The sequence below is a fragment of the Conchiformibius kuhniae DSM 17694 genome, from assembly GCF_000428785.1.
Classification (GTDB): domain Bacteria; phylum Pseudomonadota; class Gammaproteobacteria; order Burkholderiales; family Neisseriaceae; genus Conchiformibius; species Conchiformibius kuhniae.
The window spans coordinates 1-26,117 of sequence record NZ_AUAP01000012.1; the positions used below are offsets into that span (position 1 = coordinate 1).

The 26,117-nt window shown below is 51.8% G+C and carries 27 protein-coding genes and 1 other RNA gene; 4 read left to right on the plus strand and 24 right to left on the minus strand.

Annotated elements, in window-relative coordinates:
* Positions 1-60 precede the first annotated feature (60 nt).
* From G392_RS0105565 to G392_RS0105670, 22 genes are all read right to left on the minus strand, one after another.
* The gene (locus G392_RS0105565) at positions 61-945 is read right to left on the minus strand and encodes a hypothetical protein (RefSeq protein WP_156900818.1); all 885 of its coding nucleotides are present in this window, start codon (positions 943-945) and stop codon (positions 61-63) included.
* An 11-nt stretch (positions 946-956) separates the two neighbouring features.
* Entirely contained in the window at positions 957-1,526 is a 570-nt protein-coding gene (locus G392_RS0105570; RefSeq protein WP_027009442.1) for a hypothetical protein, read from the minus strand.
* Positions 1,527-1,856: 330 nt separating this feature from the next.
* The gene (nuoL, locus tag G392_RS0105575; protein ID WP_027009443.1) at positions 1,857-3,866 is read right to left on the minus strand and encodes an NADH-quinone oxidoreductase subunit L; all 2,010 of its coding nucleotides are present in this window, start codon (positions 3,864-3,866) and stop codon (positions 1,857-1,859) included.
* A 58-nt stretch (positions 3,867-3,924) separates the two neighbouring features.
* A complete protein-coding gene (locus G392_RS0105580) occupies positions 3,925-4,368 on the minus strand; it encodes a hypothetical protein (protein ID WP_027009444.1) in 444 nt (147 codons plus the stop codon).
* Positions 4,369-4,477: 109 nt separating this feature from the next.
* Entirely contained in the window at positions 4,478-4,783 is a 306-nt protein-coding gene (gene nuoK, locus G392_RS0105585) for an NADH-quinone oxidoreductase subunit NuoK (protein ID WP_027009445.1), read from the minus strand.
* On the minus strand, positions 4,780-5,412 hold the full coding sequence (locus G392_RS0105590) for an NADH-quinone oxidoreductase subunit J (protein WP_027009446.1): 633 nt from the start codon (positions 5,410-5,412) through the stop codon (positions 4,780-4,782). Before G392_RS0105590 ends, nuoK begins: the two co-directional genes overlap by 4 nt.
* Before the next feature lie 9 nt (positions 5,413-5,421).
* A complete protein-coding gene (gene nuoI, locus G392_RS0105595) occupies positions 5,422-5,901 on the minus strand; it encodes an NADH-quinone oxidoreductase subunit NuoI (protein WP_027009447.1) in 480 nt (159 codons plus the stop codon).
* Positions 5,902-6,061: 160 nt separating this feature from the next.
* Complete coding sequence (locus tag G392_RS0105600) at positions 6,062-6,859, minus strand: cation efflux transmembrane domain-containing protein (protein WP_027009448.1); 798 nt, start codon at positions 6,857-6,859, stop codon at positions 6,062-6,064.
* A gap of 222 nt (positions 6,860-7,081) precedes the next feature.
* On the minus strand, positions 7,082-7,495 hold the full coding sequence (locus G392_RS0105605) for an ACT domain-containing protein (protein WP_027009449.1): 414 nt from the start codon (positions 7,493-7,495) through the stop codon (positions 7,082-7,084).
* Positions 7,492-7,761, minus strand: coding sequence for a hypothetical protein (locus tag G392_RS0105610; RefSeq protein WP_027009450.1), 270 nt, complete (start codon positions 7,759-7,761; stop codon positions 7,492-7,494). The genes G392_RS0105605 and G392_RS0105610 overlap by 4 nt, the downstream gene beginning before the upstream one ends.
* Complete coding sequence (gene nuoH, locus G392_RS0105615) at positions 7,752-8,801, minus strand: NADH-quinone oxidoreductase subunit NuoH (protein WP_027009451.1); 1,050 nt, start codon at positions 8,799-8,801, stop codon at positions 7,752-7,754. Before nuoH ends, G392_RS0105610 begins: the two co-directional genes overlap by 10 nt.
* Positions 8,802-8,803: 2 nt before the next feature.
* Positions 8,804-11,074 (minus strand): NADH-quinone oxidoreductase subunit NuoG, encoded by a 2,271-nt coding sequence (gene nuoG, locus G392_RS0105620; RefSeq protein ID WP_027009452.1) that lies wholly within the window; start codon positions 11,072-11,074, stop codon positions 8,804-8,806.
* Positions 11,075-11,111: 37 nt separating this feature from the next.
* On the minus strand, positions 11,112-11,684 hold the full coding sequence (locus G392_RS0105625) for a hypothetical protein (protein ID WP_027009453.1): 573 nt from the start codon (positions 11,682-11,684) through the stop codon (positions 11,112-11,114).
* Between the two features lie 54 nt (positions 11,685-11,738).
* Positions 11,739-13,034: an NADH-quinone oxidoreductase subunit NuoF gene (gene nuoF, locus G392_RS0105630; protein WP_027009454.1), complete on the minus strand. Its 1,296-nt coding sequence runs from the start codon at positions 13,032-13,034 to the stop codon at positions 11,739-11,741.
* 54 nt (positions 13,035-13,088) lie between these two features.
* Positions 13,089-13,709, minus strand: coding sequence for a LysE family translocator (locus tag G392_RS0105635; RefSeq protein WP_027009455.1), 621 nt, complete (start codon positions 13,707-13,709; stop codon positions 13,089-13,091).
* Between the two features lie 41 nt (positions 13,710-13,750).
* Positions 13,751-14,263: a hypothetical protein gene (locus tag G392_RS0105640; RefSeq protein WP_156900819.1), complete on the minus strand. Its 513-nt coding sequence runs from the start codon at positions 14,261-14,263 to the stop codon at positions 13,751-13,753.
* Between the two features lie 87 nt (positions 14,264-14,350).
* On the minus strand, positions 14,351-14,824 hold the full coding sequence (gene nuoE, locus G392_RS0105645; RefSeq protein ID WP_027009457.1) for an NADH-quinone oxidoreductase subunit NuoE: 474 nt from the start codon (positions 14,822-14,824) through the stop codon (positions 14,351-14,353).
* Positions 14,824-16,077: an NADH dehydrogenase (quinone) subunit D gene (nuoD, locus tag G392_RS0105650; RefSeq protein WP_027009458.1), complete on the minus strand. Its 1,254-nt coding sequence runs from the start codon at positions 16,075-16,077 to the stop codon at positions 14,824-14,826. The genes nuoE and nuoD overlap by 1 nt, the downstream gene beginning before the upstream one ends.
* Positions 16,070-16,657, minus strand: a complete 588-nt coding sequence (locus G392_RS0105655; protein WP_027009459.1) for an NADH-quinone oxidoreductase subunit C — start codon at positions 16,655-16,657, stop codon at positions 16,070-16,072. The genes nuoD and G392_RS0105655 overlap by 8 nt, the downstream gene beginning before the upstream one ends.
* A gap of 15 nt (positions 16,658-16,672) precedes the next feature.
* The gene (locus tag G392_RS0105660; protein ID WP_027009460.1) at positions 16,673-16,918 is read right to left on the minus strand and encodes a hypothetical protein; all 246 of its coding nucleotides are present in this window, start codon (positions 16,916-16,918) and stop codon (positions 16,673-16,675) included.
* A 32-nt stretch (positions 16,919-16,950) separates the two neighbouring features.
* The gene (locus tag G392_RS0105665) at positions 16,951-17,430 is read right to left on the minus strand and encodes a NuoB/complex I 20 kDa subunit family protein (RefSeq protein ID WP_027009461.1); all 480 of its coding nucleotides are present in this window, start codon (positions 17,428-17,430) and stop codon (positions 16,951-16,953) included.
* Positions 17,421-17,789 carry an NADH-quinone oxidoreductase subunit A gene (locus tag G392_RS0105670; RefSeq protein WP_027009462.1) on the minus strand — a complete coding sequence of 123 codons (369 nt, stop codon included), beginning with the start codon at positions 17,787-17,789 and terminating at the stop codon, positions 17,421-17,423. Before G392_RS0105670 ends, G392_RS0105665 begins: the two co-directional genes overlap by 10 nt.
* Before the next feature lie 151 nt (positions 17,790-17,940).
* Here G392_RS0105670 and G392_RS0105675 point away from each other — a divergent pair, with 151 nt between their 5' ends.
* The 3 genes from G392_RS0105675 (at position 17,941) to G392_RS0105685 (ending at position 22,993) form a co-directional block, all read left to right on the plus strand.
* Positions 17,941-18,222, plus strand: a complete 282-nt coding sequence (locus G392_RS0105675; RefSeq protein ID WP_027009463.1) for a hypothetical protein — start codon at positions 17,941-17,943, stop codon at positions 18,220-18,222.
* Positions 18,223-18,243: 21 nt separating this feature from the next.
* Entirely contained in the window at positions 18,244-20,031 is a 1,788-nt protein-coding gene (locus G392_RS12245) for a transferrin-binding protein-like solute binding protein (RefSeq protein WP_051255602.1), read from the plus strand.
* Positions 20,032-20,173: 142 nt separating this feature from the next.
* Positions 20,174-22,993 carry a lactoferrin/transferrin family TonB-dependent receptor gene (locus G392_RS0105685; protein WP_027009464.1) on the plus strand — a complete coding sequence of 940 codons (2,820 nt, stop codon included), beginning with the start codon at positions 20,174-20,176 and terminating at the stop codon, positions 22,991-22,993.
* Between the two features lie 53 nt (positions 22,994-23,046).
* On the opposite strand, the gene G392_RS13015 is transcribed toward G392_RS0105685, so the two are convergent.
* Together G392_RS13015 and rnpB are read right to left on the minus strand one after the other, a co-directional pair.
* Complete coding sequence (locus tag G392_RS13015) at positions 23,047-23,817, minus strand: transferrin-binding protein-like solute binding protein (protein ID WP_051255603.1); 771 nt, start codon at positions 23,815-23,817, stop codon at positions 23,047-23,049.
* Positions 23,818-23,934: 117 nt separating this feature from the next.
* An RNA gene (gene rnpB, locus G392_RS13030) (RNase P RNA component class A) lies at positions 23,935-24,289 on the minus strand.
* An 87-nt stretch (positions 24,290-24,376) separates the two neighbouring features.
* On the opposite strand from rnpB, the gene G392_RS0105695 reads away from it, so the two are divergent.
* Positions 24,377-26,113, plus strand: a complete 1,737-nt coding sequence (locus G392_RS0105695; protein WP_027009465.1) for a potassium/proton antiporter — start codon at positions 24,377-24,379, stop codon at positions 26,111-26,113.
* Positions 26,114-26,117: the final 4 nt, after the last annotated feature.

Consider the following 26,117-nt stretch of genomic DNA (forward strand, 5'->3'; position numbering starts at 1 on the left):
AGATGTTGCGTTACCACCGCCATATTACTTACAGCTTCATACAATTCTTCAATGTGCATCTTAAGACCTTACCATTCTGTGTCGCTGTTGTGCTACTTGCTGTACTTCTACAAGTTGTTCAGCCATACGTTGTTGCTCGGCTTCTTTTAATTGTTGCACTTGCTCGCTGACTTCTTGACTACGCTGCTGTGTATAAACATGATTAGTCACAACTGACGACAAGGCATTTTTATCGCCTGATGTGTATGCAGCAAATAATTTATTAGCCATATCTTGAGCAGGAGATAATGATGTCTCCGCAAGATTAATTTGTGTTTTATTTTCATCCGTTAAATCAAAATCTAATCCATGCTTTCTCAAGACCTGTCCTATTTCTTTTTCTGTGCGTTCATTTGATTGAAATTCAATCGTTTTCCCATAATACTCTAATTTCAAGTCAGCATTCATACTGCGATTTTTAGCAATTTGCCCTAAAAAAACACCTACTTGATTAATGGGAGATGCCGCTTTACCATCAAAATCCTTTTCATCTGTCAATCCAATATATGCTAATGCTTGACCTGCAAAATCAATACAACTATTAGTTGCCAATCCATAACATTTACGAAAATTATGAAGCTGCTTATTTATTGCTTTGGCTTGAAAATCGCTTCTACTTAATTTCATTGCCTGTGCTTCACTAATATCAACCGTAATAGAAGCAATATTTTTACCTTTATATCGCATCCAATCCTCATTGCTAAGATTATCCAAACCGCAACTTTCTTTAGACAAAGGATTTCTATCCCTTCCAGAAGACCATCCTGCACTTATCATTGGTATTTTTTCATTATCTTTATAAACTTCATACCATACATGCCCAATAGATTTAGTAACAGAACCATCTTTCTCGAGATACTCTGTGCCATAAGGTGCGAACTTAACTGCTAATTTATATCCAGACATGATTACATCCCTTATTTAAAGGAAATATGTGGAGTAATAGAAACCGAACTATTAATAAATTCCTGCTTAATATTAGGAGAACTCTTATCTGAAAAATCACAGCGATATTGACCTGTGGCAGCATCAAATCCACCTAATGCAAAAGCATAGCCAAATCCATTATTTACTTTAGGATTTTTAGGTGTCCAACCGTTACCGCCATATCTGTCTTGTGTACTTAAATAGTGCTTTTCAAACATTAATTTCTCTTCTTTGCCATTTAATTTGAAACATTGAATAAACAAATCCAAAGGAATATCTTTCATTGAAAAACTTGGCTCTATAGTTTCAGGATTTCGCGGAACTTCAATCTCAAATAATAAATTAATAATATACGTTTTCTCCAGAAAAGAAGAAAAGTGGTAGCTCATTTTCCTATTTTCCCCTAAAGGAAAATCTACTTCTTTAATAGGTATAATAATTTGAGAACTCATTACTCGGACAAATTCACACTGTGCTAATAACACAGCACAAATAATAGATGATATGAGAAATTTCGCCTTATTTCCTAATTTCTTTCCCTTTACTGTCGTTTTATCCATAAAAAACCTTTGCCAATTATCTTTATCAGATTTCCTTTCACTCCCCTAAAAAACTAAAACTGTCTGATAATCTATCCCCCCTCTAACTGACTTCTCCAACTGGTTAAAGTAGTAGCTATCCGGAAATGAAAAACGACCGTTCCCCGATAAAAATACAATAAACCCGCCCGTATTTTCTTTATCATCAATAAAATAATTTTAATAAATTTCTTGCGTATTACGGATGTTTAAAATGCTTCCCTACGTATTGAATCGGATATTCATCGGCAGCAGCGTTTAAAGGCTTATTTTCAGGCAGTCCCGAATTTCAGGCTGCCTGAAACCCTTTTTCTAAAACCACAAATTCCAGAAAAACGCCACCACCAGCACCAACACACCCGCCACCATCACCGCCGCATAGGTGTAGATAAAGCCTGTTTGTGCCTTGCGAACCTGCGCCGCTACGCAACCTACCGCTTTCGCTGCGCCGTTTACGATGCCGTTGTCAATAATCGCGGTATCGCCCACTTTCCAGAAGAAATTACCCAATGCGCGGCTGCCTTTGGCAAACACGTTGAAATAAATCACGTCCAAATAATATTTGTTGTCCAACAATTTATACACGGGCGCAAATTTCTCTGCGATACGCGCGGGCAGATGCGGGGCTTTCACATACAAGAACCACGCCGCCGCCACACCGCCAATCGCCAAATACAGCACGGGCGTTGCCACGCTGTGCGCTACCATGCCGAAAATGCCGTGAAACTCTTCTTTCATGGTGTGCATCACGGGGTGCAATTCGTGATTCACATACACCGCATCTTTCAAAAAGTCGCCGTACAGCAAAGGCTCGATGGTCAGCGCACCAATCAGCACGGACGGAACCGCCAAGAAAATCAAAGGGAAAGTTACCACCCAAGGGCTTTCGTGCGGATTGTCTTTGGGGGACAAGCCGTGATGGTGGCCGTGGTCGTCATGATGATGGTCGTGCTTGGCTTCGCGCCAGCGTTCCGGCCCGTGAAATACGATAAAGTATTGGCGGAATGCGTAAAACGCGGTAACAAACACGCTTGCCAACACCGCAAAATAGGCAAAGCCGCTTCCGGGCAATGTGCTGGCATGCACGGCTTCAATAATGGAATCTTTTGAATAGAAACCGGAAAACAAGGGCGTGCCAATCAGCGACAGATTGCCAATCAGCATGGTCAGCCAAGTAATCGGCATATATTTGCGCAGATTGCCCATATTGCGCATGTCTTGGTCGTGGTGCATGCCGATAATCACGCTGCCTGCCGCCAAAAACAACAGGGCTTTGAAAAAGGCGTGGGTCATCACATGGAACATGGCGATGGAATACGCCGACACGCCCAGCGCAACGGTCATATAACCCAGTTGCGACAAGGTGGAATAGGCAATCACGCGCTTGATGTCGTTTTGAATCGTACCCAAAAAGCCCATAAACAGGGCAGTAACCGCGCCAATCACCATAATCACGCTCAAGGCGGTACTGCTCATTTCATACATGGGCGACATGCGCGACACCATAAACAAGCCTGCCGTTACCATGGTTGCCGCGTGAATCAGCGCGGAAATCGGGGTCGGGCCTTCCATGGAATCGGGCAGCCAAACGTGCAGGGGGAATTGCGCCGATTTGCCCATCGCGCCGACAAACAGCAGCAGGCAGGTTACGGTAATCAAGTCCGTGCCGAGAAACGACAGGTTCGCCACTTGCGGCAGGTTGGCAAACACGTCCTGATAACGCAGGCTGCCGCCGAAATACGCCAGCACCAAGCCGATGCCGAGCAAAAAGCCAAAGTCGCCGACACGGTTTACCAAAAACGCTTTCAGATTGGCGAAAATCGCGCTGTCGCGTTTGAAGTAGAAACCGATGAGCAGATAGGACACCAAGCCCACCGCTTCCCAGCCGAAGAAAAGCTGAATGAAGTTGTTGCTCATCACCAGCATCAACATGCTGAAGGTAAACAGGGAAATATAGCTGAAAAAGCGTTGGTAGCCGGTTTTTTCATCGTGCATGTAGCCGATGGTGTAGATATGCACCATCAGCGACACGCTGGTTACCACCACCATCATCATGGCGGTCAGCCCGTCCACCAAAAAGCCTACCGAAAAATCGGTACCGCCCATCGTCAGCCAAGTATAGACGTTTTCGTCAAACTTGCTGCGCGTGCCGTTGATAAAGCCGCACAACACATACGCCGACAGCAGCGCGGACACCAATACGCCGGCGATGGTGGCGCAATGTGCGCCGCGCCGCCCGATTTGGTTGCCGAACAAGCCCGCCAGCAGGGAACCCGCCAAAGGCGTGAGCGCGATGATGAGATATAAAGTCATGTCGTTCATTTTATGAACCCTTTAATTTAAAACTTTTCCGGTTTCAGGCTGCCTGAAAAATAAGCAATTATTTCATTTTTATTGGCTCAATCTGCCAATGCCGCAACAGCTTGTTCAACTGTTTGAGTTTGTTCCTGCGTTTCTGTTTTGCAATCCACACGGGCGCATTCAAAGCAAAAAAGATTTTGCCTTCCAGCGTTTTTGACATGGCAAATGCATGTAAAAACAATCGCCCCCTCTCATGCGAGAAAGCCAGCATCGCACCATCTTCCCACCAGCCGCCATTGTAATAATAGCGTTTATCATCAGGCGAAAATTCATAGCCGGTTTGCCTGCACCATTCTTGAAATACAGCACTGACGGGTACGTCTTCAGGAATGGCGATTTTCAAATCGGGATAGGTTTCGGCTGCTTTACTTATTTTTTTAATCAGCCAAACATAGCACGCATACCCTATTGCCAAACCGCCGGTAATGTTTTTTCCCCAATAAGCCAATGTTGCCAAATCCATTTTATTGCTCCTTTGGTTTTGGATTTTCAGCCAGCAAACGCAGGTTGGGAATCAGACCATTATGCCATTGTTGCGTTGGGTTAAGGCAATGCCTAACCCAACCTACCGTTTAACCCTTCAGCGTATTCAGCTCGGTAACGTTAATGGTTTTGCGGTTGCGGAACACCAAGACCATAATCGCCAAACCAATCGCGCTTTCCGCCGCCGCCACCGTCAGCACGAAAAACACAAACACCTGCCCCGCCGTGTCGCCCAAATACTGCGAAAACGCGATAAAGTTGAAATTCACCGCCAGCAGCATCAGCTCGATGGACATCAGCAGCACCAGCACGTTTTTGCGGTTCATAAAAATCCCCATCGCGCTGATGCCGAACAGCAAGGCCGCCAACACCAAATAATGATTGATGGTAATCATGCTTTGTCCCCTTCTTCCGGTTGTTGCGGCACTTCCGCCGCCATTTTCACCATACGCAAACGCCCTTGTTTCGCGTCCACTTTCACTTGGTCGGCAGGATTGATGTATTTGGGATTGTCGGATTTGCGGTGCACCAGCGCAATCGCCGCCACCATGCCCAGCACCAGCAGCACCGCCGCCAGTTCAAACGGCAGCAGGTAAGTGGTGTAAATCTGCCGTCCCAAATCGCGCACATTGCTGTAATCGGCAGGCACATCGTTCATTTCGCCAAACGCCGACAATTTGGTTTCGGGCGCGAGCAAAATCAAAATCAGCACCAATGCCATCAGCACGCCCACTGTCAGCGCGGCGGGTGCGTTGCGCCAAAAGCCTTTGCGCATTTCTTCCACGTCGATGTTGAGCATCATCACCACAAACAGGAACAACACCATCACCGCGCCCACATACACCACCACCAGCGTGATGCCCAAAAACTCCGCCTGCATCAGCATCCACATCATTGCGCTCATACAGAACGTCAGCACCAGATACAGCGATGCGTGGACGGGGTTTTTGGCGGTAACGGTTTTCAACGCGCCGAACAGGATTACCGCCGCCAGCACATAAAACATGATTAGGGAAAAAGTCATCACACACTCCTAGCGGTACGGCGCATCTGCGGCTTTGCGTTTGGCGATTTCGGCTTCGTAGCGGTCGCCGACTGCCAGCAGCATGGGTTTGGTAAAGTGCAAATCGCCGCGTTTTTCGCCGTGATACTCAAAAATATGCGTTTCCACAATGGCATCTACGGGGCAAGCCTCTTCGCAAAAGCCGCAGAAAATGCACTTGGTCAAATCGATGTCGTAACGGGTGGTGCGGCGCGTACCGTCTTCGCGCTGTTCGGATTCGATGTTAATCGCCATCGCCGGACACACGGCTTCGCACAACTTGCAGGCAATGCAGCGTTCTTCGCCGTTGGGGTAACGCCGTTGCGCGTGCAAACCCCGAAAACGCACCGATTGCGGTGTTTTTTCTTCGGGAAACATAATGGTTTCTTTGCGGGCGAAAAAGTTTTTGAGCGTAACGCCCATGCCTTTTACCAGCTCGCCGAGCAAAAAGGTTTTGACTAAATTTGCCATAATTACATCCTACCCTATTGTTGCGGATAGCTTTCTTTTAATTAAAAATTTATTTTGGTTAATCAAAAATTGTTTATTAAACAAATCGCTTCCATGATATTCCTTCAAAAATTATTCTGCATACAAATTCAGCTGACTGCCGTCAAATGCTTCGTTCTATTCATCGTGCCAATTTCAATATTCTAATTGCACCTAAAATTACCCATGCAAATACAATGACACCAACAATTAAATCTGGATAGGGTGATTGCCACCATAATACCAAAGCACCTGCCACAATCACTCCCAAATTTACCAATACATCATTAGAAGTAAAAATCATACTAGCCTGCATATGTTCTTCTTGACTACCATTTTGGCGCAATAAATACAAACACACTACGTTAGCCATTAAAGCCAAACATGACACCCACATCATCATTTTAAAATCAGGTAACATCTCAAAACCCCAAAATCGTTTTAACACTTCTATAAGACCCATTACAGCTAAAGTTATCTGAAACCACCCAGCCCAATACGCAATATTTTTCTTATAAATTGTACTTTTACCCACAGCTAATAGAGCCATAACATAAACCAAGCTGTCTGCCAACATGTCTAAACTATCTGCTATCAAACCTACTGAATGTGACCACCACCCTGCAATACTTTCAATCAGAAAGAACACAAAATTAATGACTAACACCACATACAACAACTTTTTCTGTTGTTGCTCAACAGGAATCTCTACTGAATCAACCCGCGTGTGCTCAATACATTGAATGTCCCAGCCCAATGTTTGTAGATGCTCTAAAACAGATTTACCACCATCTTCATGGTACACCGTTAAGGTTTTATTTGATAAATTAAACTGAAGTTTTTTAACTTCAACCACCGCATCTAATTTCATGCGAATTAACTGCTCTTCACAAGAACAATCCATTTGTGGGATACGAAAAACTGTTTTTTGTAAAACCATATTGCCTCTCCACCATAATAGACAATTAATCTATCAATACATAAAAGTACCTTCAGCTTTGTTATTTTGCAATCTTTTTCAATAGAAAAAAACATATTCTCTTGTCTCAAGGTACTTAATTATTGCATGCCATTAATGGTAAGCTTTCAAATTTCAATGTAATCTCATCAACTACGACCACAGACTCAAGGGCGAAATCATCTTTAATTAAAAAACTTAGTTTCAGGCTGCCTGACAAGCAGTTTGCTGCAATGCTGTTAAAGCACTCATCGCGGCATTTGCCTGATGATGCGGCACAAACACATGGTCGTGATGCAAACCCGCCACCACATTACAGGCAATTCCCGCTTGCGCCAAAGCCTGTGCCACCGCCGCCGTCAAACCCACCGCTTGCAAATCCGAATACACATTAAGCGTTATCCATGCTGCCCGAAATGCATATTGCAAGCCGTAGCACCGCGCCGCTTGTTCGTGCACAATCACCGACACGCCTTCGGCTTCGCGCACCAATACAATGATTTCATTATGCGGCAAAACCACATCATCAGACAATGCGCTAAAACAATAAATGCCTTCTCGCAACACGGGCTGCATGGTTTGCAGCAAAGTGGGCAAATCGGAAACCGTTTGATTCATGCTGTTGTCCATTCTTCAGGTTTCACGCCAAACTCCAATTCGGCTTGTGCAAAAGCCGCGTCCAAACTGTCGTGGTAAGTATCGGTTTGCTCTATCCCGTCTTTATCCAAATAAAACAAGTAAGAACCCGTGTCATCAGGATATTTTGCAATTTGCAAGGTTTGGGGTGGCGGCAAAATACCCGTTTGGTCGCTGTGAATGACCGCATTGGTGCAACGGTGTTTGGAAAAATCCAACGCCACCGAAAACAGTATGCTTACTTCCACAAGCTCAACGGCGAAATCATCCACAAACCCAGCAACACGATGCAAACAAAAGTTACCGGAATCAGCACTTTCCAGCCCAAACGCATAATTTGGTCGTAGCGGTAGCGCGGGAAAGTGGCGCGAATCCACAAATAGCCGTACAAAATCAATGCCATTTTCAGGAACATCCAAAACGCGCTCGGTGCGCCGATGATGCCCCAGCTTTGCGGAAACGGCGACAGCCAGCCGCCCAAAAACATAATCGCGGTGAGTGCGCCGATTAAAATCATAAAGATGTATTCGGCAAGGAAAAACAGCGCAAAGGCAAAGCCCGAATATTCCACATGGAAACCCGCCACGATTTCCGATTCGCCCTCCGCCACGTCAAACGGGGCGCGGTTGGTTTCGGCAACGGCGGAAATCAGGTACACCAAAAACACGGGGAACAGCGCAAACCAGTTCCAAGAAAAGATGGAACCGCCGGCAATGCCTTTGGCTTGCGCCGCGACAATGTCGTTAAAATTCATGCTGCCTGAAACCATCACCACGCACACCAATGCCGCGCCCATTGCGATTTCGTAGGAAATGGTTTGCGCGGAAGAACGCATCGCGCCCAAAAAGGAATATTTGGAGTTGGACGCCCAGCCCGCGATAATCACGCCGTACACCGACAGCGAAGTAATCATCAGAATATACAGCAATCCCGCGTCCACGTTGGTGAGCAGCCATTCATCGGAAAACGGAATCACCGCCCACGCCGCAAACGCGGGCATCAGCGACATCATCGGGCCGATGTAAAACAGGGCTTTGTTGGACACGGACGGGCGCGTTACTTCTTTAAACAGCAGTTTCAACACGTCCGCAAAGGGCTGAATCAGTCCGTAGGGACCGGTTACGTTGGGACCGACACGCAGCTGCATATAGCCGATGACTTTGCGTTCGAAATAAGTCAGATACGCCACCGTGAGAATCAGGGGCAGCAAAATCATCACGATTTTCAACAAAATGGAAACGATTAAGCCGATTTCGTTGCCCAACAGGGCTTGGAACCATTCTTGCATGATTATTCAGCCTTTCCTAAAGTCAGCACGTCGAGCATGCCGCCCAATGCGGCATTGGCGGTGTGTACGGGCAGGTACAGGGTGTGTGCGGGCAGGGTGTTGTCGGTACGCACGGTCAGGCAGACGGTTTCGCCGCCATGACGGACGCTTGCGCGGTCTCCGTCTGCCAAGCCCAGTGCCGCCAAGGTGTCGCGGTGCGCCCGCGCATCGGGCGCGGCGGCGTGGGAGGTGCGTTGCAGGGACGCGGCGCGGCGCACAATCGGGTCGCTGTGGTAGATGCCCACGCCGCCGGTACGCAGCAGGCGCGGGGCGCGGAAAGCCGCCGTGCCGCGCCAAGTGCTGTGGTTGTCCAAACGTTCGGCAAGCGTTTGCGCCCCCAAGGCTTCTGCCAGCACTTGTTCGCTGCTGTCAAAGTCAAATCCTTGCAATTCAAATACATTGCCCAACACGCGCAAGATTTTCCACAGGGGGCGCGAATCGCCGTAGCCTTTGACCACGCCGTGAAAGGACTGCACTTTGCCTTCCATGTTGATGAAGCTGCCCGCCGTTTCGGTAAACGGGGCAACCGGCAGCAGAATGTCGCAGACTTCGCGCAGGGTGTCGCTTTCAAATGCGGTAAATGCCATCACGCTTTGTGCCTGTTGCAGGGCATGGACGGCACGCGCGCCCGCCGCCGTGTCGATTTCGGGTTCGACATTCAGCAGCAATATGGCTTTTTTCGGCTCGGCAAGCATGGCGGGAAAATCGGCACCGCCTTCTTGCGGCACAAAGCCGAGCACATCGGCACCGACACTGTTGGCAGCTTGCGGCAGAATGCCCAAAGTGGCATTGGCTGCCGCCGCCAAACGTTGTGCGGCAGCATACACGGCGGCGTAGTCGGGGTGGTTTTGCACGTCTGCGCCCAAGACCACGGCGGCGGTTTGCGCGTTTTTCAGGCTGCCCGCCACCGCATTGTCGGCATTGGCGCACAGGCTTTCCAAATACGACGCCCATTGGTCGGGGTGGACGGTTTCCTGCGCCAGCAAGGGCATGTGCAATTCTTCTTTCACCGCACCCACCACGCTCAATGCCATGCCGTTTTTGGCGGAACGGCGCAAACGGGCGGTAAGCAGGGGCTGTTCCTTACGCAAATTCGCGCCCACCACCAGCACCGCATCGCAAGCGGCAAGCTGCTCGATGCTTTGTCCGAGCCACTGCACCCCTTTCAGGCTGCCTGCAAGACGGTTGTCCTGCTGGCGCAAACGGCTGTCCAAGCTGTTGATGCCCAAACCTGCTGCCAGTTTTTTCGCCAAATACAGCTCTTCCACCGTATTCATCGGGTTCGCCCAAATGCCGATGGCATCTTTACCGTCTTCGCGGGCGATGCAGTCCAGCGTTTTGCGGACGTATTCCAAAGCCGTTTGCCAATCCACTTCGTGCCACTCGCCGCCGTGTTTGATTTTCGGCGTTTTCAAACGGCTTTCGTGATACAGACCTTCATAGGCAAAACGGTCGCGGTCGCTAATCCAGCATTCGTTAATCGCTTCGTTTTCAAGCGGCAACACGCGGCGCACGGTGTGGTCTTTGGTTTGGACAATCAGATTGCTGCCCAAAGCATCGTGCGCCGATACGGTTTTGCGGCGCGACATTTCCCAAGAACGCGCATCGTAACGGAACGGTTTGCTGGTCAATGCACCCACGGGACACAAATCAATCACATTGCCCGACAATTCGGTTTCCACCGCCTTGCCGATAAAAGGCATGATTTCGGAAAACTCTCCACGGTTCGCCATACCGATTTCCTGCACGCCCGCCACTTCTTCGGTGAAGCGCACGCAACGGGTGCAGTGTATGCAACGGCTCATTTCGGCTGCGGACACCAAAGGCCCCATGTCTTTGCCGACCACGCTGCGTTTGGCTTCTTTGTAGCGGCTGGACGATTTGCCGTAGCCCACCGCCAAATCCTGAAGCTGGCATTCGCCGCCTTGGTCGCAAATGGGGCAGTCGAGCGGGTGGTTGATGAGCAGAAATTCCATCACGCCCTGTTGCGCTTGTTTGGCTTTGGGCGAATGGGTATGCACCACCATGCCGTCCGTTACCGGCGTGGCGCAGGCAGGCAGGGGTTTGGGGGCTTTTTCCACCTCCACCAAGCACATGCGGCAGTTGGCGGCGATGGACAATTTTTTGTGGTAGCAAAAATGCGGGATATAGGTGCCGAGCTGGTGCGCGGCTTCCATCACCGTTACGCCCTGCTTGACCGCAATTTGTTTGCCGTCGATTTCAATTTGTAACATGGTCGTTCCTAGTTACGATTTTAATTTAACAATTTTTTTATTCGGTTTTCAGGCTGCCTGACATACTGCCAACATCTTTAATGTTGCTCTTAATACCCAATCCTTTAGCAACACATGGCTCCTGATAAATTGATTCGTCCAAGCTATCATGGCTGTCCGATGCTTTATTCCAATATACTGTAACTACACGTCCCGTATCAATATTGATAACAAAACAATAATTACACTTTATTTCGCCGTTATCCTTTATGTCAACCAGCTTGGTTACCAAACTCCTTAACAAAATCCTTCTGTACCGTATCTTATTATTTTCACTCTTCTCATTATATTCAATAAGGCAATTCGAACTACCATCAGAATTTGATAAGAAAACATCTAAAGTACTCTGGATTATTTCACTTTCCAAACTAACTTCTTTATTTCTAACTTTATCATTCACATGAGAACTATATTCAAACTTCTGACTTGGCATCATTGCCAAAGTATTGCGCAAAACATTCCTTAAATTGGCAATATCAAGCCTTGATAAAGATTTATAGTGTATTTTGATTTGGTCGCAATCAGTCGTCAAAATCCCTTTTTGAATACTGCCAAATGAAGATTTTTTCATTTTTACAATCCTTCCATTTTAAAAAGTATCATAAACTGAGAGCGACCCTAATAATCAACACCATTTATGCTCTTTAATCGGTTTGCCATGCTCGATATAGTGTTCAAACTCATGGCGGAAATGCTTGGTAAAGCTGCGCACGGGGAACACCGCCGCGTCCGCCAAAGCGCAAATGGTGCGCCCCGCCATATTGTTGCCGATGGAATCCAGCAGTTCCAAATCTTCCTTGCGCCCTTTGCCGGTGGCGATACGGTGGACGATGCGGTACAGCCAGCCCGTCCCCTCGCGGCAGGGCGTGCATTGTCCGCAGGATTCTTCGTGATAAAAATAGCTCAAACGTTCCAATGCCTTAACCATGCACACATCTTCGTCCATCACAATCACCGCGCCCGAACCGAGCATGGAACCGGCTTTGGCGATGGCATCGTAATCCATCGTCAGTTCCATCATAATATCGGCAGGCAGCACGGGCGCGGACGAGCCGCCCGGAATCACGGCTTTGAGTTTTTTGCCGTTTTTCATGCCGCCAGCCATTTCCAGCAATTTGGCAAAGGGTGTGCCGAGCGGCACTTCGTAGTTGCCGGGGCGTTCCACATGGCCGGAAATGGAAAACAGTTTGGTACCGCCCGCGCCCTCCACGCCCTGCTCCAGAAATTTTTTGCCGCCATCGCGGATAATGAACGGCACGGACGCAAAGGTTTCCGTGTTGTTGATGGTGGTGGGCTTACCGTACAAGCCGAACGATGCGGGAAACGGCGGTTTGAAGCGCGGTTGCCCTTTTTTGCCTTCCAGCGATTCCAGCAGCGCGGTTTCCTCGCCGCAGATGTATGCGCCGTAGCCGTGATGGGCGTAGAGTTCAAACGAAAAATCCGAACCCAAAATCTTTTGTCCCAAAAAGCCTGCCGCGCGCGCTTCCGCCAACGCCGCTTCAAAGCGTTGGAATCCTTCAAAAATTTCGCCGTGAATGTAGTTGTAGCCTGCTTCCGCGCCCATGGCGTAACCGGCGATAATCATGCCTTCAATCAGGGCGTGGGGGTTGAAATTGATGATGTCGCGGTCTTTAAACGTGCCCGGCTCGCCCTCGTCCGTGTTGCAGACAACGTATTTCGCGCCCGGAAAGGAACGCGGCATAAAGCTCCATTTCAAACCGGTGGGAAAGCCCGCGCCGCCGCGCCCGCGCAATGCCGATGTTTTCACTTCGTCAATCACATCGTTTTGCGCCATGTTTTCGCTCAAGATTTTGCGCAGGGCTTGGTAGCCGCCGCGCGCGCGGTAGGCTTCAAGCGTCCAGCAGTCGGGGCTGCGGGTATCAACATTTTCAAAAATCACGCCGGATTGGTAAATTGCCATTTTCTTTGCCTACTGGTTTTCAGGCAGCCTGAAAAAACGCCGCCTTTGTTTATCTTAATTGCTCATCACTTTCACGCCCAAGCCCGCCATCGCCGCGCCGAGTATGCGGTCAATCCAATGTCCCGCCGTTTGGAAACGGCGGTTGATGCGCGGCACCGACAGCAGCCAAACCACCGCCGCAAACCACGCCAGTTGCAGCAGCATCATCCACGCGCCGTAAGCCGCCAACTGCCACACGGGCATTTCGGGCGACAGCACCACCGTAAACAGCGACACGAAATACACGGGGGCTTTGGGGTTCAACACATTGCACAAAAAGCCTTTCCACAAAGCGGCAGACGCGGCTTGCGGTGCAAGCGGCGCGGCGGACAAGGCGGCGGCATCGCGCGGGCGGGCGCGTAAACCTTGAATCCCCAAATAAATCAAATAGGCGCCGCCGATGATTTTTACCGCCGTCATCAGCCACGCAGACGATGCAATCAGCACCGCCATGCCCAACACCGAATAGGCAATATGCACGCCCAAGCCCAAGGCGATGCCGATGCTGGTCAGCAGCCCGATGCGGCGGCCGCGCCCGAGCGTTTGCTGGGAAACGAAAACAAAATCGGGGCCGGGCGACATCGCCGCCAGCAGATGCACGCCGGTAATCAAAATAAAACCTTGCCAAAAGTCCATGATTTTGTTTCCTTAAATTTTCAGGCAGCCTGAATTACTGCTTAACAATCCGTAAAACGGCAAACATTCAACTGCCCCGATTTCAAATAATCCACCATATGTCCTTCCATGTCTTCCTCATCAGGCGAATAATAATTTTTATGGTTACTGACCGCCTCAATATACACTTGCCGCACCGCTTCCAAATCATATTGCTGCCGACATTGCTCGATAACATCAAAGCCTTCAAACCTTATTGCATGTTTGTGCTCAAAATCATCATAAACGGCAATTAATTTTTTAGAATCAAACAATCGCGGTAAAGGGTGCATCAAATTGTACAAACCGATATAACTTTGCTGAAATATCTGATTATCAACAAAATGGTATTGCTTATCCAAGCAATGGGCTTGCCCCAAATATCTGAATTGCCCAAATGCATCTTTATCTTCTTGGATTTTCATAGCTACTTGTTTGTATGGCAGCGTATTTTTCGCCTGACTGGTTTGGGATAACCAGCCCGACAACATACTTGAACAACACACAAAACAAACAACAATGGTTTTATTATGCATCACTACTTGAGTAGGTTGGTTCGCCAAACCCGACAAAACATTTCTTCAATTTTGAAAGAATGTTGGGTTTCCAACCCAACCTACACCCTACTGCAATTCCGCCAATTTTTTCTCAATCGCTTCTTCGGTCATAAAGCTGCACATTTTATGGTTGTTCACCAGCATCACCGGCGCATCGCCGCACGCGCCCATGCACTCGCCCTCCACCAGCGTGTATTTGCCGTCTGCGGTGGTTTCGCCGTAGCCGATGCCGAGTTTTTGTTTCAAATACTCGCCCGCATGCACCCCGCCGCGCAAGGCGCACGGCAGATTGGTGCAAACCGTCAGCTTGTATTTACCGACAGGTTTCAGGTCGTACATATTGTAAAAGGTGGCGACTTCATAGGCGGCAATCGGGGCGATACCAATGTATTGCGCCACAAATTCAATGGTTTCGGGTTTCAGCCAGCCCAGTTCGGTTTGCGCGATACGCAACGCGCCCATTACCGCGCTGCGGCGTTGGTCGGCGGGATATTTCGCCAGCTCCACATCAATTTGCCGTAAAGATTCTGCCGATAACATTATCTGTCCACCTCTCCGAATACAATGTCCTGCGTGCCAATAATCGCCACCACGTCCGCCAGCATATGCCCGCGTGCCATTTCGTCCATGCCCTGCAAATGCGCGAAACCGGGGGCGCGGATTTTCAGGCGGTAGGGTTTGTTCGCGCCGTCCGAAATCATGTAAATGCCAAACTCGCCTTTGGGGTGCTCGATGGCGGTGTAGGTTTCGCCCTCGGGAACGTGCATGCCTTCGGTAAACAGTTTGAAATGGTGAATCAAATCTTCCATGCCCGTTTTCATTTCAGTGCGCTTGGCGGGGGCGAATTTTTGGTTTTCGGTAATCACGGGGCCCGGATTGTCGCGCAGCCATTGCACGCATTGTTTGATAATGCGGTTGGACTCGCGCATCTCGTTGATGCGGCACAAATAACGGTCGTAACAATCGCCGTTCAAGCCTACGGGAATGTCAAAATCCACTTTCGCATAAGCGTCATACGGGGCTTTTTTGCGAATGTCCCACTCGATGCCCGAACCGCGCAGCATCACGCCGGTAAAGCCTTTTTGCAGGGCGCGTTCCGGCGACACCACACCGATGCCGACCGTGCGCTGTTTCCAAATGCGGTTGTCGGTAAGCAGGCTTTCGTATTCGTCCACGCAGGCGGGGAAACGCTCGGTAAACGCTTCAATAAAGTCCAGCATCGTGCCTTCACGGGCTTCGTTGAGTTTTTTCAACACTTTGGCGTTGCGGAATTTGCTGGATTCGTATTTGGGCATAAAGTCGGGCAGGTCGCGGTACACACCGCCCGGACGGAAATACGCGGCGTGCATACGCGCACCGGAAACGGCTTCATACAAATCCATCAGCTCTTCGCGCTCGCGGAAAGCATACAGGAAAATCGTCATCGCGCCGATGTCCAGCGCGTGCGAGCCGATGCCCATCAAGTGATTGAGAATGCGGGTAACTTCGGCAAACATCACGCGGATATACTGCGCCCGTTCCGGCACATCGATGCCCGCCAGTTTTTCCACCGCCAAGCAATACGCCTGTTCGTTGCACATCATGGATACGTAGTCCAATCTGTCCATATACGGCAGAGCCTGCAGATAGGTGCGGGTTTCGGCCAGCTTTTCGGTGCCGCGATGCAGCAGCCCGATGTGCGGGTCGGCGCGGACGATGGTTTCGCCCTCCAGTTCCAAAATCATCCGCAAAACGCCGTGTGCGGCGGGGTGTTGCGGGCCGAAGTTGATGGTGTAGTTTCGCAGTTTAGCCACCGTAGGTCTCCTCACGGACGATGCGCGGGGTGATTTCGCGCGGCTCGATGGTAACGGGTTGGTAAATCACGCGTTTTTCGGTTTCATCGTAACGCATTTCCACATAGCCGGAAATCGGGAAGTCTTTGCGGAAGGGGTGTCCGACAAAGCCGTAATCGGTGAGAATGCGGCGCAAATCGGGGTGGTTGTTGAAAATGATTCCGTATAAATCAAAGGCTTCACGCTCGTACCAATCGGCGCTGTTGTAAATGCCAACCACCGATTCCACCAAAGGCAGGTTGTCATCGTCCGCCCACACGCGCACGCGCACGCGCTGGTTGTTTTTCACCGACAAAAGCTGGCTGATAACGGCAAAGCGTTTGCCCTGCCATTCTTGGTTTTTGTAGGTGCTGTAATCGGCGCCGCACAAATCCACCAGCGATTCAAAGTGCAGTTCTTCGTGGTCGCGCAGGGTGGTCATCACGTCCAGATAACGTGCGGGCGTGCATTCAACCGTTACTTCGTCCAAAGCCAAAATGACTTTATCGGCTTTGTCGCCCAAAATGGTTTGAACGGTTTGCGCCAAAGTCTTGGGGTGCATGGTTTGTTCCTTCATTTATGCCAACAAAAACGGCGTACACACATAGCCTAAAGCCAACAGGTTGATGACAAATAAAATTCCGCCTTGTTTGCGGCTGTGGCACAGCAGCCAGTACAGAGATACTGCCGTGCTGCAGGCAGCCAGCGCGATGCTTGGCAGCCACAAAAAGCCCGCCCAATCCATGCTGCCGTGCATGATGACCGCCACCAACAGCACCGATAATGCCGTTACCGCCGACACGATGGTCAAGCCGAATTTCATTGCTTTGTCCTTTAGGTGTGTTTGCGCCCGAATCAGTGGCGGGCAATGGTGTAGGTGCGTTTGATTTTGCCCTGAAGCTGAATCAAACCGTAAATCAGGGCTTCGGCGGTGGGGGGGCAGCCCGGAACGTACACGTCCACCGGCACGATGCGGTCGCAGCCGCGCACCACCGAATAGGAATAGTGGTAGTAGCCGCCGCCGTTGGCGCACGAACCCATCGACAACACCCAGCGCGGCTCGGCCATTTGGTCGTAAACGCGGCGCAGGGCGGGTGCCATTTTGTTGCACAGCGTGCCGGCGACAATCATCAAATCCGATTGGCGCGGCGAGGGTCGGAAGATGATGCCGAAGCGGTCGAGGTCGTAGCGGGACGCGCCTGCCTGCATCATTTCCACCGCGCAGCATGCCAATCCGAAAGTAACCGGCCACAGCGAACCGGTGCGGACATAGTTGAGCACCGTATCCGCGCTGGCGGTTACGAAGCCTTTATTCAAAACGCCTTCTATTCCCATTCCAGCGCACCTTTTTTCCATTCGTAAACAAAGCCCACCGTCAAAATCACGATGAACACGAACATCGACCAGAAAGCATACGCGCCCGTTTCCGCCATCAGGTCTTTAAACACCACCGCCCACGGAATCATAAACGCCACTTCCAAATCAAACAAAATAAACAAAATCGCCACCAAGTAATAGCGCACGTCAAATTTCATACGCGCGTTTTCAAATGCCTCGAAGCCGCATTCGAACGGGGTGTCTTTTTCGGCGTAGTGGCGTTTGGGCCCCAGCACATTACCCAATGTAATGAACAAGATGCCCGCCGCCAAGCCGACAATCAAAAATACCAGCACGGGAAAATAGTTTGCCAACATCGTTGCGTACCTGCCGAGTGTTAAATTGAGTAACCGTCAATTTTAACGAATTTGTGCGGTTTTTGAAAGTTATCTGTGCCAAACGGGGGCATAAAAAAACCAACGTTTTCAATCAAGTATTGATAACCATTCTTATTACCGCAAATTGTCCATGCAAAACAAAACCTTTAAAATTTTTGAACTTTTATTCCAAACTGTGCTGCCCTTGGTGGGGCACCATCTGTTTGCGCATATCGCCGTTTTTGTGCCGCCCATTTTGCCGATACTCGGGCTGATTTTAATTTTTTTGAAAAAGCAAATTTTTAAACAACCAAACTTTACATTCTGTTTACAAAACGCAACACTCAAATTATACTTAATTGTGAATGATTTTTATTTGTCTTGGCAACAAGATGCCGCGCCGCCGCTTCCGGCGGGGTTTTATCCGAAATGAAGCACAAGAAAGGAAACGCTAATGAAAGGAAATTTCCGCTTCGCCGCTTGGTGCTGCTGTGTTGTGTTGTTGGGCGCATGTGCCAACAATAAGGGCAGTTTCGATTTGGACGATGTCCGCACCACGCCCCCGCCCGCGCCGCCGAAACCGCCCGCCGCCTACAATGACGAACAAACCACGCCCCGCGAACGCGAAGCGCAGTTGGCGGCGCTGATGCAGCCCGGTTTGGGCTTTGCCGCCAAAATTCCGCGCAAATCCTCCGGCATCGCGGGCAGTTACAATCAGGAACAAGCCGACATCCGTCCGCAAGACATCTTGGCACTGGACAATGCGTTCGGCACACTGCCCTTGAAAGATGCATTGGACGCCCACCCTTCCCGCTCCAAAGAAGTTTTGCTGCATTCGCACGACAATTTCGGCGCACCGCGCCAACGCAACCTGCGCTATGTGCGTTCGGGTTGGGTGGTGGACACGGCGGCGACGTTTCAAATCATTGAAGCCGACCCCAACATTCCCAATGATGTGAAAAAAGTGTATACGGGGCAACTGGGGCATGTGTATTACCACGGCACGCAGCCGTCCAAAAGTCTGCCCGCCGCCGCCGTGCGCTACAACGGCACTTGGGATTTCGTGACCAATGCCAAGCGCGGACGCAAACGCGGTACTTTTGGCGGTACTTCCGGCATCGGCAGCAACTACGGGGCGACTTCGCTGGACGAATACGAAAATGTAAACACCGACCCCGGCAAAGGCGCGGTGGCGCACAGCAGCGAATTTGAAGTGGATTTCGCCGCCAAAACCATGACCGGCAAACTGTTGCGCAACCACCCCGTCATCAGGGACAAAAAACAGGAAATCACCGAACGCTACCGCGTGAATGCCAAATTGTCGGGCAACCGTTTTCGCGGCAGCGTTACCGCTTCGGATACGGACGACCCGTATTTCGGCAGCCACGCCAACACGCTGGAAGGCGGTTTTTTCGGCCCGAATGCCGAAGAACTCGCAGGCAAATTTTTGGCAGACGACCACTCGCTGTTCGGCGTGTTTGCCGCCAAACGCGATGAGGGCGCGGCAACGGAAAGCGCGTTTGATGCCGAACGCATTGATTTGAACAACTTGGCAAAAACAAGCGGCGACACCTTCGGCAACGCCCACACGCTGGTGCTGGACGGCAAAGCGTTTGCACTTGCGCCCGCACAAGACGGCAGCCGTCCGTTTGTCCACAGCCGTACACATGATTTGGGGACTTCAGGCAGCCTGAACGTGCATGTTTGCTGCGGCAATTTGGATTATCTGGCATTCGGCAGCTACGGCAAAGGCACGGAAGGCGCGTATTTTTTCAACGGCGAGCGCACGCCCCTTGCCGAAGTCGCCCAAAAAAGCGGCACGGCGCATTATCGCGGCACGTGGTCGGCAAAAATTTTAAGCAAAGACCAGCGCGGCTGGAGCACCGATGCGGGCAACGGTGCAGGCGGCAGCCGTGCCTTGTTTGATTTTGATTTCAAAGAAAAACGCTTCACCGGCAAGCTGATTGGCGAAGGCAGTGCCGATGCCTTTCCCGCTTTCAAACTGGAAGGCAAAATTAACGGCAACGGTTTTAGCGGCACTGCCGAGACTGCCGAAAAAGGCTTTAATCTTGACCCGAAAAGCACGGGCAGTGCCGCCATCGTCCACATTGATGCCGATATCAACGGCGCATTTTACGGCCCCGATGCGGCGGAAATCGGCGGCACCATCCACAGCAAACAAAACGGCAAAGACCAAGTGGGCGGCGTATTCGGCGCAAAACGCCAAACCGTTGCACCGTAACCCCAAAGGAGCGGAATCATGTTTCCACTCACAGGGCTGCACACACGGCACCGCCCTGATTCGGACGGGCTTACGCCCCGTCCGGATAAAAGCTGATTGTACCGCCGCAAACGGCGGAGCTTCAAAATAAAAAGGAATTTTGATGAAACACCCTTATCCGAAACTCATCTGCCTGATGCTGGCAGGCGCATTATCAACCCTGCCCGCGCACGCCGCCGACCCCGATGAAAAAACACAAGGCACCGAACTCAAATCATTAAACGTCAAAGGCAAACGCAAAGCCACCCGCCGCGACAACGAAGTAACCGGCTTGGGCAAAATCACCAAAAACGCCGACCAACTGCGCAAAGAACAAATTTCCGGCATCCGCGACCTGACCCGTTACGACCCCAGCATCTCGGTGGTGGAACAAGGGCGCGGCGCAAGCTCGGGCTATTCCATGCGCGGCGTGGACAGAAACCGCGTTGCCCTGATTGTGGACGGTTTGCCGCAGGCTCAGTCCTACACCGTGCTGGACTCCAAAGCCAACGGCGGTGCGATTAACGAAATCGAATACGAAAACCTGCGCTCGATTGAATTGAGCAAAGGCGCAAGCTCGTCCGAATACGGCAACGGCGCACTGGGCGGCGCGGTGGGCTTTCGCAGCAAAGAAGCGGACGACATCGTTGCCAACGGCAAAACGTGGGGCGCGGACAGCAAAACCGCCTACACGGGCAAAAACCGCCAATGGATGCAGTCGCTGGGTGTGGGCGTGAAAACCGAACGTTGGGAAGGACTGCTGCAATACACGCACCGCAAAGGACGGGAAACCGCCGTCCATCCGGACGCGCTCGTTGCCAAACAAAGCCTTGTGCGCCTGAATGCCTTTGCCGACGAATACGACTTGTCGCGCCGTTCCAATCCGGGCGATTTGAAAGACAGTTGGTTTATTCTCACCAACGAATGCCCCAATTACGCGCAGGACAATCACGGCTGCACCCCCAAAGCCCGCGCCGACTTGAGCGAAGACGACGACAAACTGCGTCTGCGCACAAACCCGCCGCTTACCGAAGCGGAACAAACCGCCGCCGCCAAACAACGGCACATCACCGAAACCGTATCCGCCAAAGACTATACCGGCAGCAAGCGCATCGCCCCCAATCCGATGGACTACCGCAGCAGCTCGTGGCTGCTCAAAGGCGCATGGCAACTGCTGCCCAAACACCGCATCGGCGTGGCGGGCGAACACACCGCCCAGCGTTACGACATCCGCGACATGACCCTGCCCGCCTATTACGAACCGCACGAGAAAAAACGCAATAGCTTGGACAACTTCAAAGAAGGCGGCAAATACATCGGCAACAACCCCGCCGCCGGCATCACCCACAACACCGAATACATCATCACCAACCAATATTGGAGCCGCACCCGCTACTTTGACGAACGCCACCGCAAAAGCCGCTACGGACTGTTCTACGAATACCGCAACCCCGACAAAAACAGTTGGGCGGATGTCCTGCGCCTGAGCTTTGACCGCCAAAACATCGGCATCGCCAGCACCTACCTGCTCAAACACTGTGCGCCCTACCCCAGTGCCGACCGCCATTGCCGCGTCAGCACCGACAAAATCTGGTCGGCAACGCGCTCCGAACAAAACGACTACCGCGAACAGCACAACCTGCTGCACATGCAATGGGACAAAGAACTGAACACCGGCAGCGTCAAACACCGTTTGCGCCTGAATGCGGGCTACGACCGCTTCCGCTCCGCCCTGCTGCGCGGCAAATACTTTGACGAGCACGCCCACCCGCGCTTTGAAGATGTTCCGCCCTATCACGATGCCACCCACTACGGCAGCCGCGACAAACCCAATGTGTACACACTGGACAGAGTGGAACACGTCCGCACCGAAAACTGCGACACCACCGGCAGGGAAAAAGGACTGCGCGACTGCTCCCCCCGCCTGATTAAAGGCGGCAACGCCTTTATCGCCTTGCGCGACAACATCTCTTTCGGCAACAAAGCCGACTGGGGCATCGGGCTGCGCTACGACCGCCACCGCTTCCAATCCGATGACCCGTGGACATCGACCGGAAAATACCGCAACTTTTCATGGAACAGTGGTTTGACCGTCAAACCCACAGACCGGCTCGCCCTCTCCTACCGCATCTCCAACGGCTACCGCGTACCCGCCTTTCACGAACTGTTCGGACGGCGGCTGCCTGCGGCCGATGTCCGTTTCCAAAACTATGTCGGCAAATTCAAAGCGGAAAAATCCCTGAACCAAGAAGCGGGCATCGGCATTAAAGGCGCGTTCGGACAAGTGGAAGCCAGCTACCACCACAACCGTTATAAAGACCTGATTACCATCGGCAAGCCCTTGGGCATTGACGGCTATGACGAATTCGGTTACCACAACCTGCAAAACATCACCTTGGGCGGCATCAACGTGGTCGGACGCTTGGACTGGAACGGCATCAGCGAAAAACTGCCGTACGGACTGTACAGCAACCTCGCCTACAGCCGCATCCGCGCCAAAAAATTCGGCACGCGCCCGAATTTCAGTGCCACCACCAGCCCGCTTTTGGACACCCTGCAACCCGACCGCTATGTGTTTTCACTGGGCTACGACCACCCCGAAGGCAAATGGGGCATTTCCGCCACCACCACCTACTCTGCCGCCAAAAGCAACCGCGAATTGGTTACCACGGGCTACCGTCCGAACGGGCTGGAGTTTGAACAAAAAGGCACGTCGCGGCGCAGCAGAAGCTGGTACACCCACGATTTGGCAGGTCATTACCGCTTGAAAAACCTGACGTTCCGCGCAGGCGTGTACAATCTTGCCAACCGCAAATACAGCACTTGGGAATCGGTGCGCCAGTCGTCCATCAATGCGGTGAACCCCGATGGCGGCAAGCGCAATTCGGCAAGCTACGCCGCACCCGGACGCAATTTCTCCGTGTCGCTGGAAGCGAAGTTCTAATAATAAAACAACGAGCTGCCTGAAATCAGGCAGCCCGTTTTGACGGAATGCGCTTACTGCTTTTCCGCACCAAACGTACCGGCAATGCTTTCCCGTCTGCCGTTATCCAGAAACCAACCCGCCACTTCTTCTGCGGCAGGGCCGTAAAAACCACCCAACATCCGTTTCGTACCTTCCAAATTATCAAAACGGTTGCCCTGAATTTTGGCATGGAAAGCAAAAGGCGTAATATCTGCCCCGCCAGCCAGTCTGGAAACGTTTAAAGACAGTTCTTTTTTACCAAAGTCCACCCGCACTTCGGAGTGGGCATTGGTTTGATAAAAACCCTTACCCGTCAGCTTGTCCATTTGGCTGTATACCGCCAAACCCTGATAGACGGCTTGTCCCGATGCGGGCATGGCACGCTCGGGCGTGGCAACACCTTGTGCAAACATCATCGACATCAGACCGTTGGCTTCTTTGACTTCGTAGTTGCCGTATTTGGCATATTGCAGATTATTGCCGATAACCCGTTTGATGTTGCCGCTTTGTTCACGGAAAATACCGTTTGTTACCGCATGTTCGGGCAAGAGCCGATAGGTTTTGCCGTTTACCGTGATTTGGTCGATGCGCCCCTGCTGCTTGCGGTTGAGCTGTATATTGTTTGCTTGGGCATTGCCGGTAAAGGTTTGCAGGTGGTCGCTGCTTAACTCAACCGTTTTACCAATCAGGTTCAAATGGCTGCGTCCGCTCGGACGGTGGCTGTCGCCGTCTCCGCCGCCACTGCTGCCGCAAGCCGCCAGCATCAGGGCGCATGCGCCTGCCAAAATCGTTTGCCTTGTCATGGGTGTATTCCTGAAGTGAAAAGATTCGATTATATCGGGAAAAGGGGCGGAACGTTCAGAAAATAACTGCTTTTTATTGAAAAACATCGGTTTGTCGCACGCAAACCACAAAAGGGGAAAACAGGCTGGGCGGTAAGCCGGGTTCTGTCGTGGACAGCCATTCCTCTAGGCCTGCCGTTGCCGGCAGGCTCAAGCAAGCTACCCGAACGCTCGGCGGGCCGCGTCAATGCGTTCTGTTTGCTCTTGCTGCGGATGGGGTTTGACCTGCCGCGCATTGTTGCCAAGCGCGCGGTGCGCTCTTACCGCACCTTTTCACCCTTGCCCGAATCTTCCTTGCGGAAGCCGTCGGCGGTTTGGCTTTCTGCTTCACTTTCCGTTACGTTGCCGTACCCGGCCGTTAGCCGGCATCCTGCCCTGTGCAGCCCGGACTTTCCTCCCCGTGTTGCCACGCGGCGGCTGTCTGCCCTGCCTGTGCGGGCGATTATATCGCCGAAACGGGGCAAAAACAAATGCCTTCATGCTACAATATTCCGTTTGACCCGTTTTCGTGCGCCCGCCCATGAACGCCTTAAATTTTTCCTTTTTGATTATCGCCCTATTGTTGTTTAGCGGCGTGCTTGCCAGCCGCGTGTCGGCGCGTTTGGGCATGCCGCTTTTGCTGGCGTTTTTGGGCGTGGGCATGCTGGCGGGCGAAGAAGGCATCGGCGGCATCAAATTTGACGACTTGCCCAGTGCCACGATGGTCAGCCAGCTTGCCCTTGCGGTGATTTTGCTGGACGGCGGTTTGCGTACCAAATTTGAAACCTTCCGCATCGCCCTGAAACCGGCTGCGGTGCTGGCAAGCTGGGGCGTGGTGGCGAGCGTGGCATTATTGGGTGCGTTTGCGACTTTTTTTCTGGGGATTGACTGGAAACTCGGTCTGTTGATGGCGGCGATTGTCGGCTCAACCGATGCGGCGGCGGTGTTTTCCCTGTTGCGAAACAGTGGCGTGCGCCTGAACGCCCGCATCCGCGCCACGTTGGAACTGGAAAGCGGCGTAAACGACCCGATGGCGATTTTGCTGGTAACCGTACTTATCAACCTGATTCTGCAACCGCAGCAAACCGGCATCGCCGACACCCTGCTGATGCTGGCGACACAACTGGGTTTGGGGTTGGCATTCGGCTTGGCGGCGGGCAAACTGCTGGCGGTGCTGCTGGCGCGAATCCGGCTGGCTGAAGGTTTGTATGCCATCATGATTGCATCGGGCGGGCTGATGGTGTTCGCCCTTGCCAACTTGTTTGACGGAAGCGGCTTTTTGGCGGTGTATCTGGCGGGCGTGATGGTGGGCAACTCGCGCAATTCGGCGGTGGAACACGTTTTAAACGTGATGGACGGCTTGGCGTGGCTGGCGCAGGCGGGCATGTTTTTGGTGCTGGGCTTGCTGGTTACGCCCTCGCGCCTGTTGGAACAGGGCATTCCCGCGCTGGTGATTGCCGCATTTTTGATTTTGGTGGCGCGGCCGTTGGCGGTGTATTCGTCCGTCAAATGGTTTCGTTACAGCCGCCGCGAAATCGCCTACATCAGTTGGGTGGGCTTGCGCGGCGCAGTGCCGGTTACGCTGGCGATTATCCCCCTGATGCGCGGCGTGCCGGGCGCACAAATGCTGTTTGACGTGGCGTTTGCGGTGGTGATTTTGTCGCTGCTGATTCAAGGCACCACCATTCCCTTTTTCGCCCGCGTGTTCAAAATGGTGCTGCCGCCCAAACCCGAACCTTTGGACAGCCGCGAAATCTGGTTGTCCGACCGCTTGTCGGTGGAACTGCAATCCTTCCGCGTGGAAACCGATTCCGATGCCGAAAACAGCCACCCCTACGCCATGACCCGCGCCTTTGCCGAAGGACGGCCGTTTGCGCTGATACGCGGCGGCGAAAACATCAAAGTGGGCTTGGCAACGCGCATGCAGGCGGGCGACATCGCGTGGTATGTGCTGCCCGAACACTTGGGCGATGACTTCGCCCGCCAGTTTGCCGACCGCCGCCACCGCCAAGACCAACAACAGTTTTACGGCGAATTTGTCGTCAAACCCGATGTCAAAGTCGGCGAACTGGCGTTCGCCTACGGGCTGAAAGTGGACGAACACGAAGCGCAAACCACGTTGGCGGACTTGTTCCGCGACCGTTTCGGCGACGTGCCGGTGGCGGGCGACCGCATGAATATCGGCGGCTTTTGCGTTACCGTAAAAGAATTGGACGAACAAAGCCACATCAAATGGTTCGGTCTGAAAATGCCGAAAAAATCGGGCGCGGTCGCCTGAAAAG

Excerpts from the sequence above, each read along its gene's own strand:
- G392_RS0105685 (WP_027009464.1), top strand. The coding sequence starts at position 20,174 with ATGAAACACCCTTATCCGAAACTCATCTGCCTGATGCTGGCAGGCGCA.
- G392_RS13015 (WP_051255603.1), bottom strand. The coding sequence starts at position 23,817 with ATGACAAGGCAAACGATTTTGGCAGGCGCATGCGCCCTGATGCTGGCG.
- G392_RS12245 (WP_051255602.1), top strand. The coding sequence starts at position 18,244 with ATGAAAGGAAATTTCCGCTTCGCCGCTTGGTGCTGCTGTGTTGTGTTG.
- nuoI (WP_027009447.1), bottom strand. The coding sequence starts at position 5,901 with ATGGCAAATTTAGTCAAAACCTTTTTGCTCGGCGAGCTGGTAAAAGGC.
- G392_RS0105640 (WP_156900819.1), bottom strand. The coding sequence starts at position 14,263 with ATGCATAATAAAACCATTGTTGTTTGTTTTGTGTGTTGTTCAAGTATG.
- G392_RS0105675 (WP_027009463.1), top strand. The coding sequence starts at position 17,941 with ATGCAAAACAAAACCTTTAAAATTTTTGAACTTTTATTCCAAACTGTG.
- G392_RS0105600 (WP_027009448.1), bottom strand. The coding sequence starts at position 6,859 with ATGGTTTTACAAAAAACAGTTTTTCGTATCCCACAAATGGATTGTTCT.
- nuoE (WP_027009457.1), bottom strand. The coding sequence starts at position 14,824 with ATGTTATCGGCAGAATCTTTACGGCAAATTGATGTGGAGCTGGCGAAA.
- G392_RS0105695 (WP_027009465.1), top strand. The coding sequence starts at position 24,377 with ATGAACGCCTTAAATTTTTCCTTTTTGATTATCGCCCTATTGTTGTTT.
- nuoG (WP_027009452.1), bottom strand. The coding sequence starts at position 11,074 with ATGTTACAAATTGAAATCGACGGCAAACAAATTGCGGTCAAGCAGGGC.
- nuoH (WP_027009451.1), bottom strand. The coding sequence starts at position 8,801 with ATGCAAGAATGGTTCCAAGCCCTGTTGGGCAACGAAATCGGCTTAATC.
- G392_RS0105635 (WP_027009455.1), bottom strand. The coding sequence starts at position 13,709 with ATGGACTTTTGGCAAGGTTTTATTTTGATTACCGGCGTGCATCTGCTG.
- G392_RS0105605 (WP_027009449.1), bottom strand. The coding sequence starts at position 7,495 with ATGAATCAAACGGTTTCCGATTTGCCCACTTTGCTGCAAACCATGCAG.
- G392_RS0105565 (WP_156900818.1), bottom strand. The coding sequence starts at position 945 with ATGTCTGGATATAAATTAGCAGTTAAGTTCGCACCTTATGGCACAGAG.
- G392_RS0105655 (WP_027009459.1), bottom strand. The coding sequence starts at position 16,657 with ATGCACCCCAAGACTTTGGCGCAAACCGTTCAAACCATTTTGGGCGAC.
- G392_RS0105570 (WP_027009442.1), bottom strand. The coding sequence starts at position 1,526 with ATGGATAAAACGACAGTAAAGGGAAAGAAATTAGGAAATAAGGCGAAA.
- G392_RS0105660 (WP_027009460.1), bottom strand. The coding sequence starts at position 16,918 with ATGAAATTCGGCTTGACCATCGTGTCGGCGGTAACGGCATTATCGGTG.
- nuoK (WP_027009445.1), bottom strand. The coding sequence starts at position 4,783 with ATGATTACCATCAATCATTATTTGGTGTTGGCGGCCTTGCTGTTCGGC.
- G392_RS0105590 (WP_027009446.1), bottom strand. The coding sequence starts at position 5,412 with ATGACTTTTTCCCTAATCATGTTTTATGTGCTGGCGGCGGTAATCCTG.
- G392_RS0105665 (WP_027009461.1), bottom strand. The coding sequence starts at position 17,430 with ATGGGAATAGAAGGCGTTTTGAATAAAGGCTTCGTAACCGCCAGCGCG.
- G392_RS0105625 (WP_027009453.1), bottom strand. The coding sequence starts at position 11,684 with ATGAAAAAATCTTCATTTGGCAGTATTCAAAAAGGGATTTTGACGACT.
- nuoF (WP_027009454.1), bottom strand. The coding sequence starts at position 13,034 with ATGGCAATTTACCAATCCGGCGTGATTTTTGAAAATGTTGATACCCGC.
- G392_RS0105670 (WP_027009462.1), bottom strand. The coding sequence starts at position 17,789 with ATGTTGGCAAACTATTTTCCCGTGCTGGTATTTTTGATTGTCGGCTTG.
- nuoL (WP_027009443.1), bottom strand. The coding sequence starts at position 3,866 with ATGAACGACATGACTTTATATCTCATCATCGCGCTCACGCCTTTGGCG.
- G392_RS0105580 (WP_027009444.1), bottom strand. The coding sequence starts at position 4,368 with ATGGATTTGGCAACATTGGCTTATTGGGGAAAAAACATTACCGGCGGT.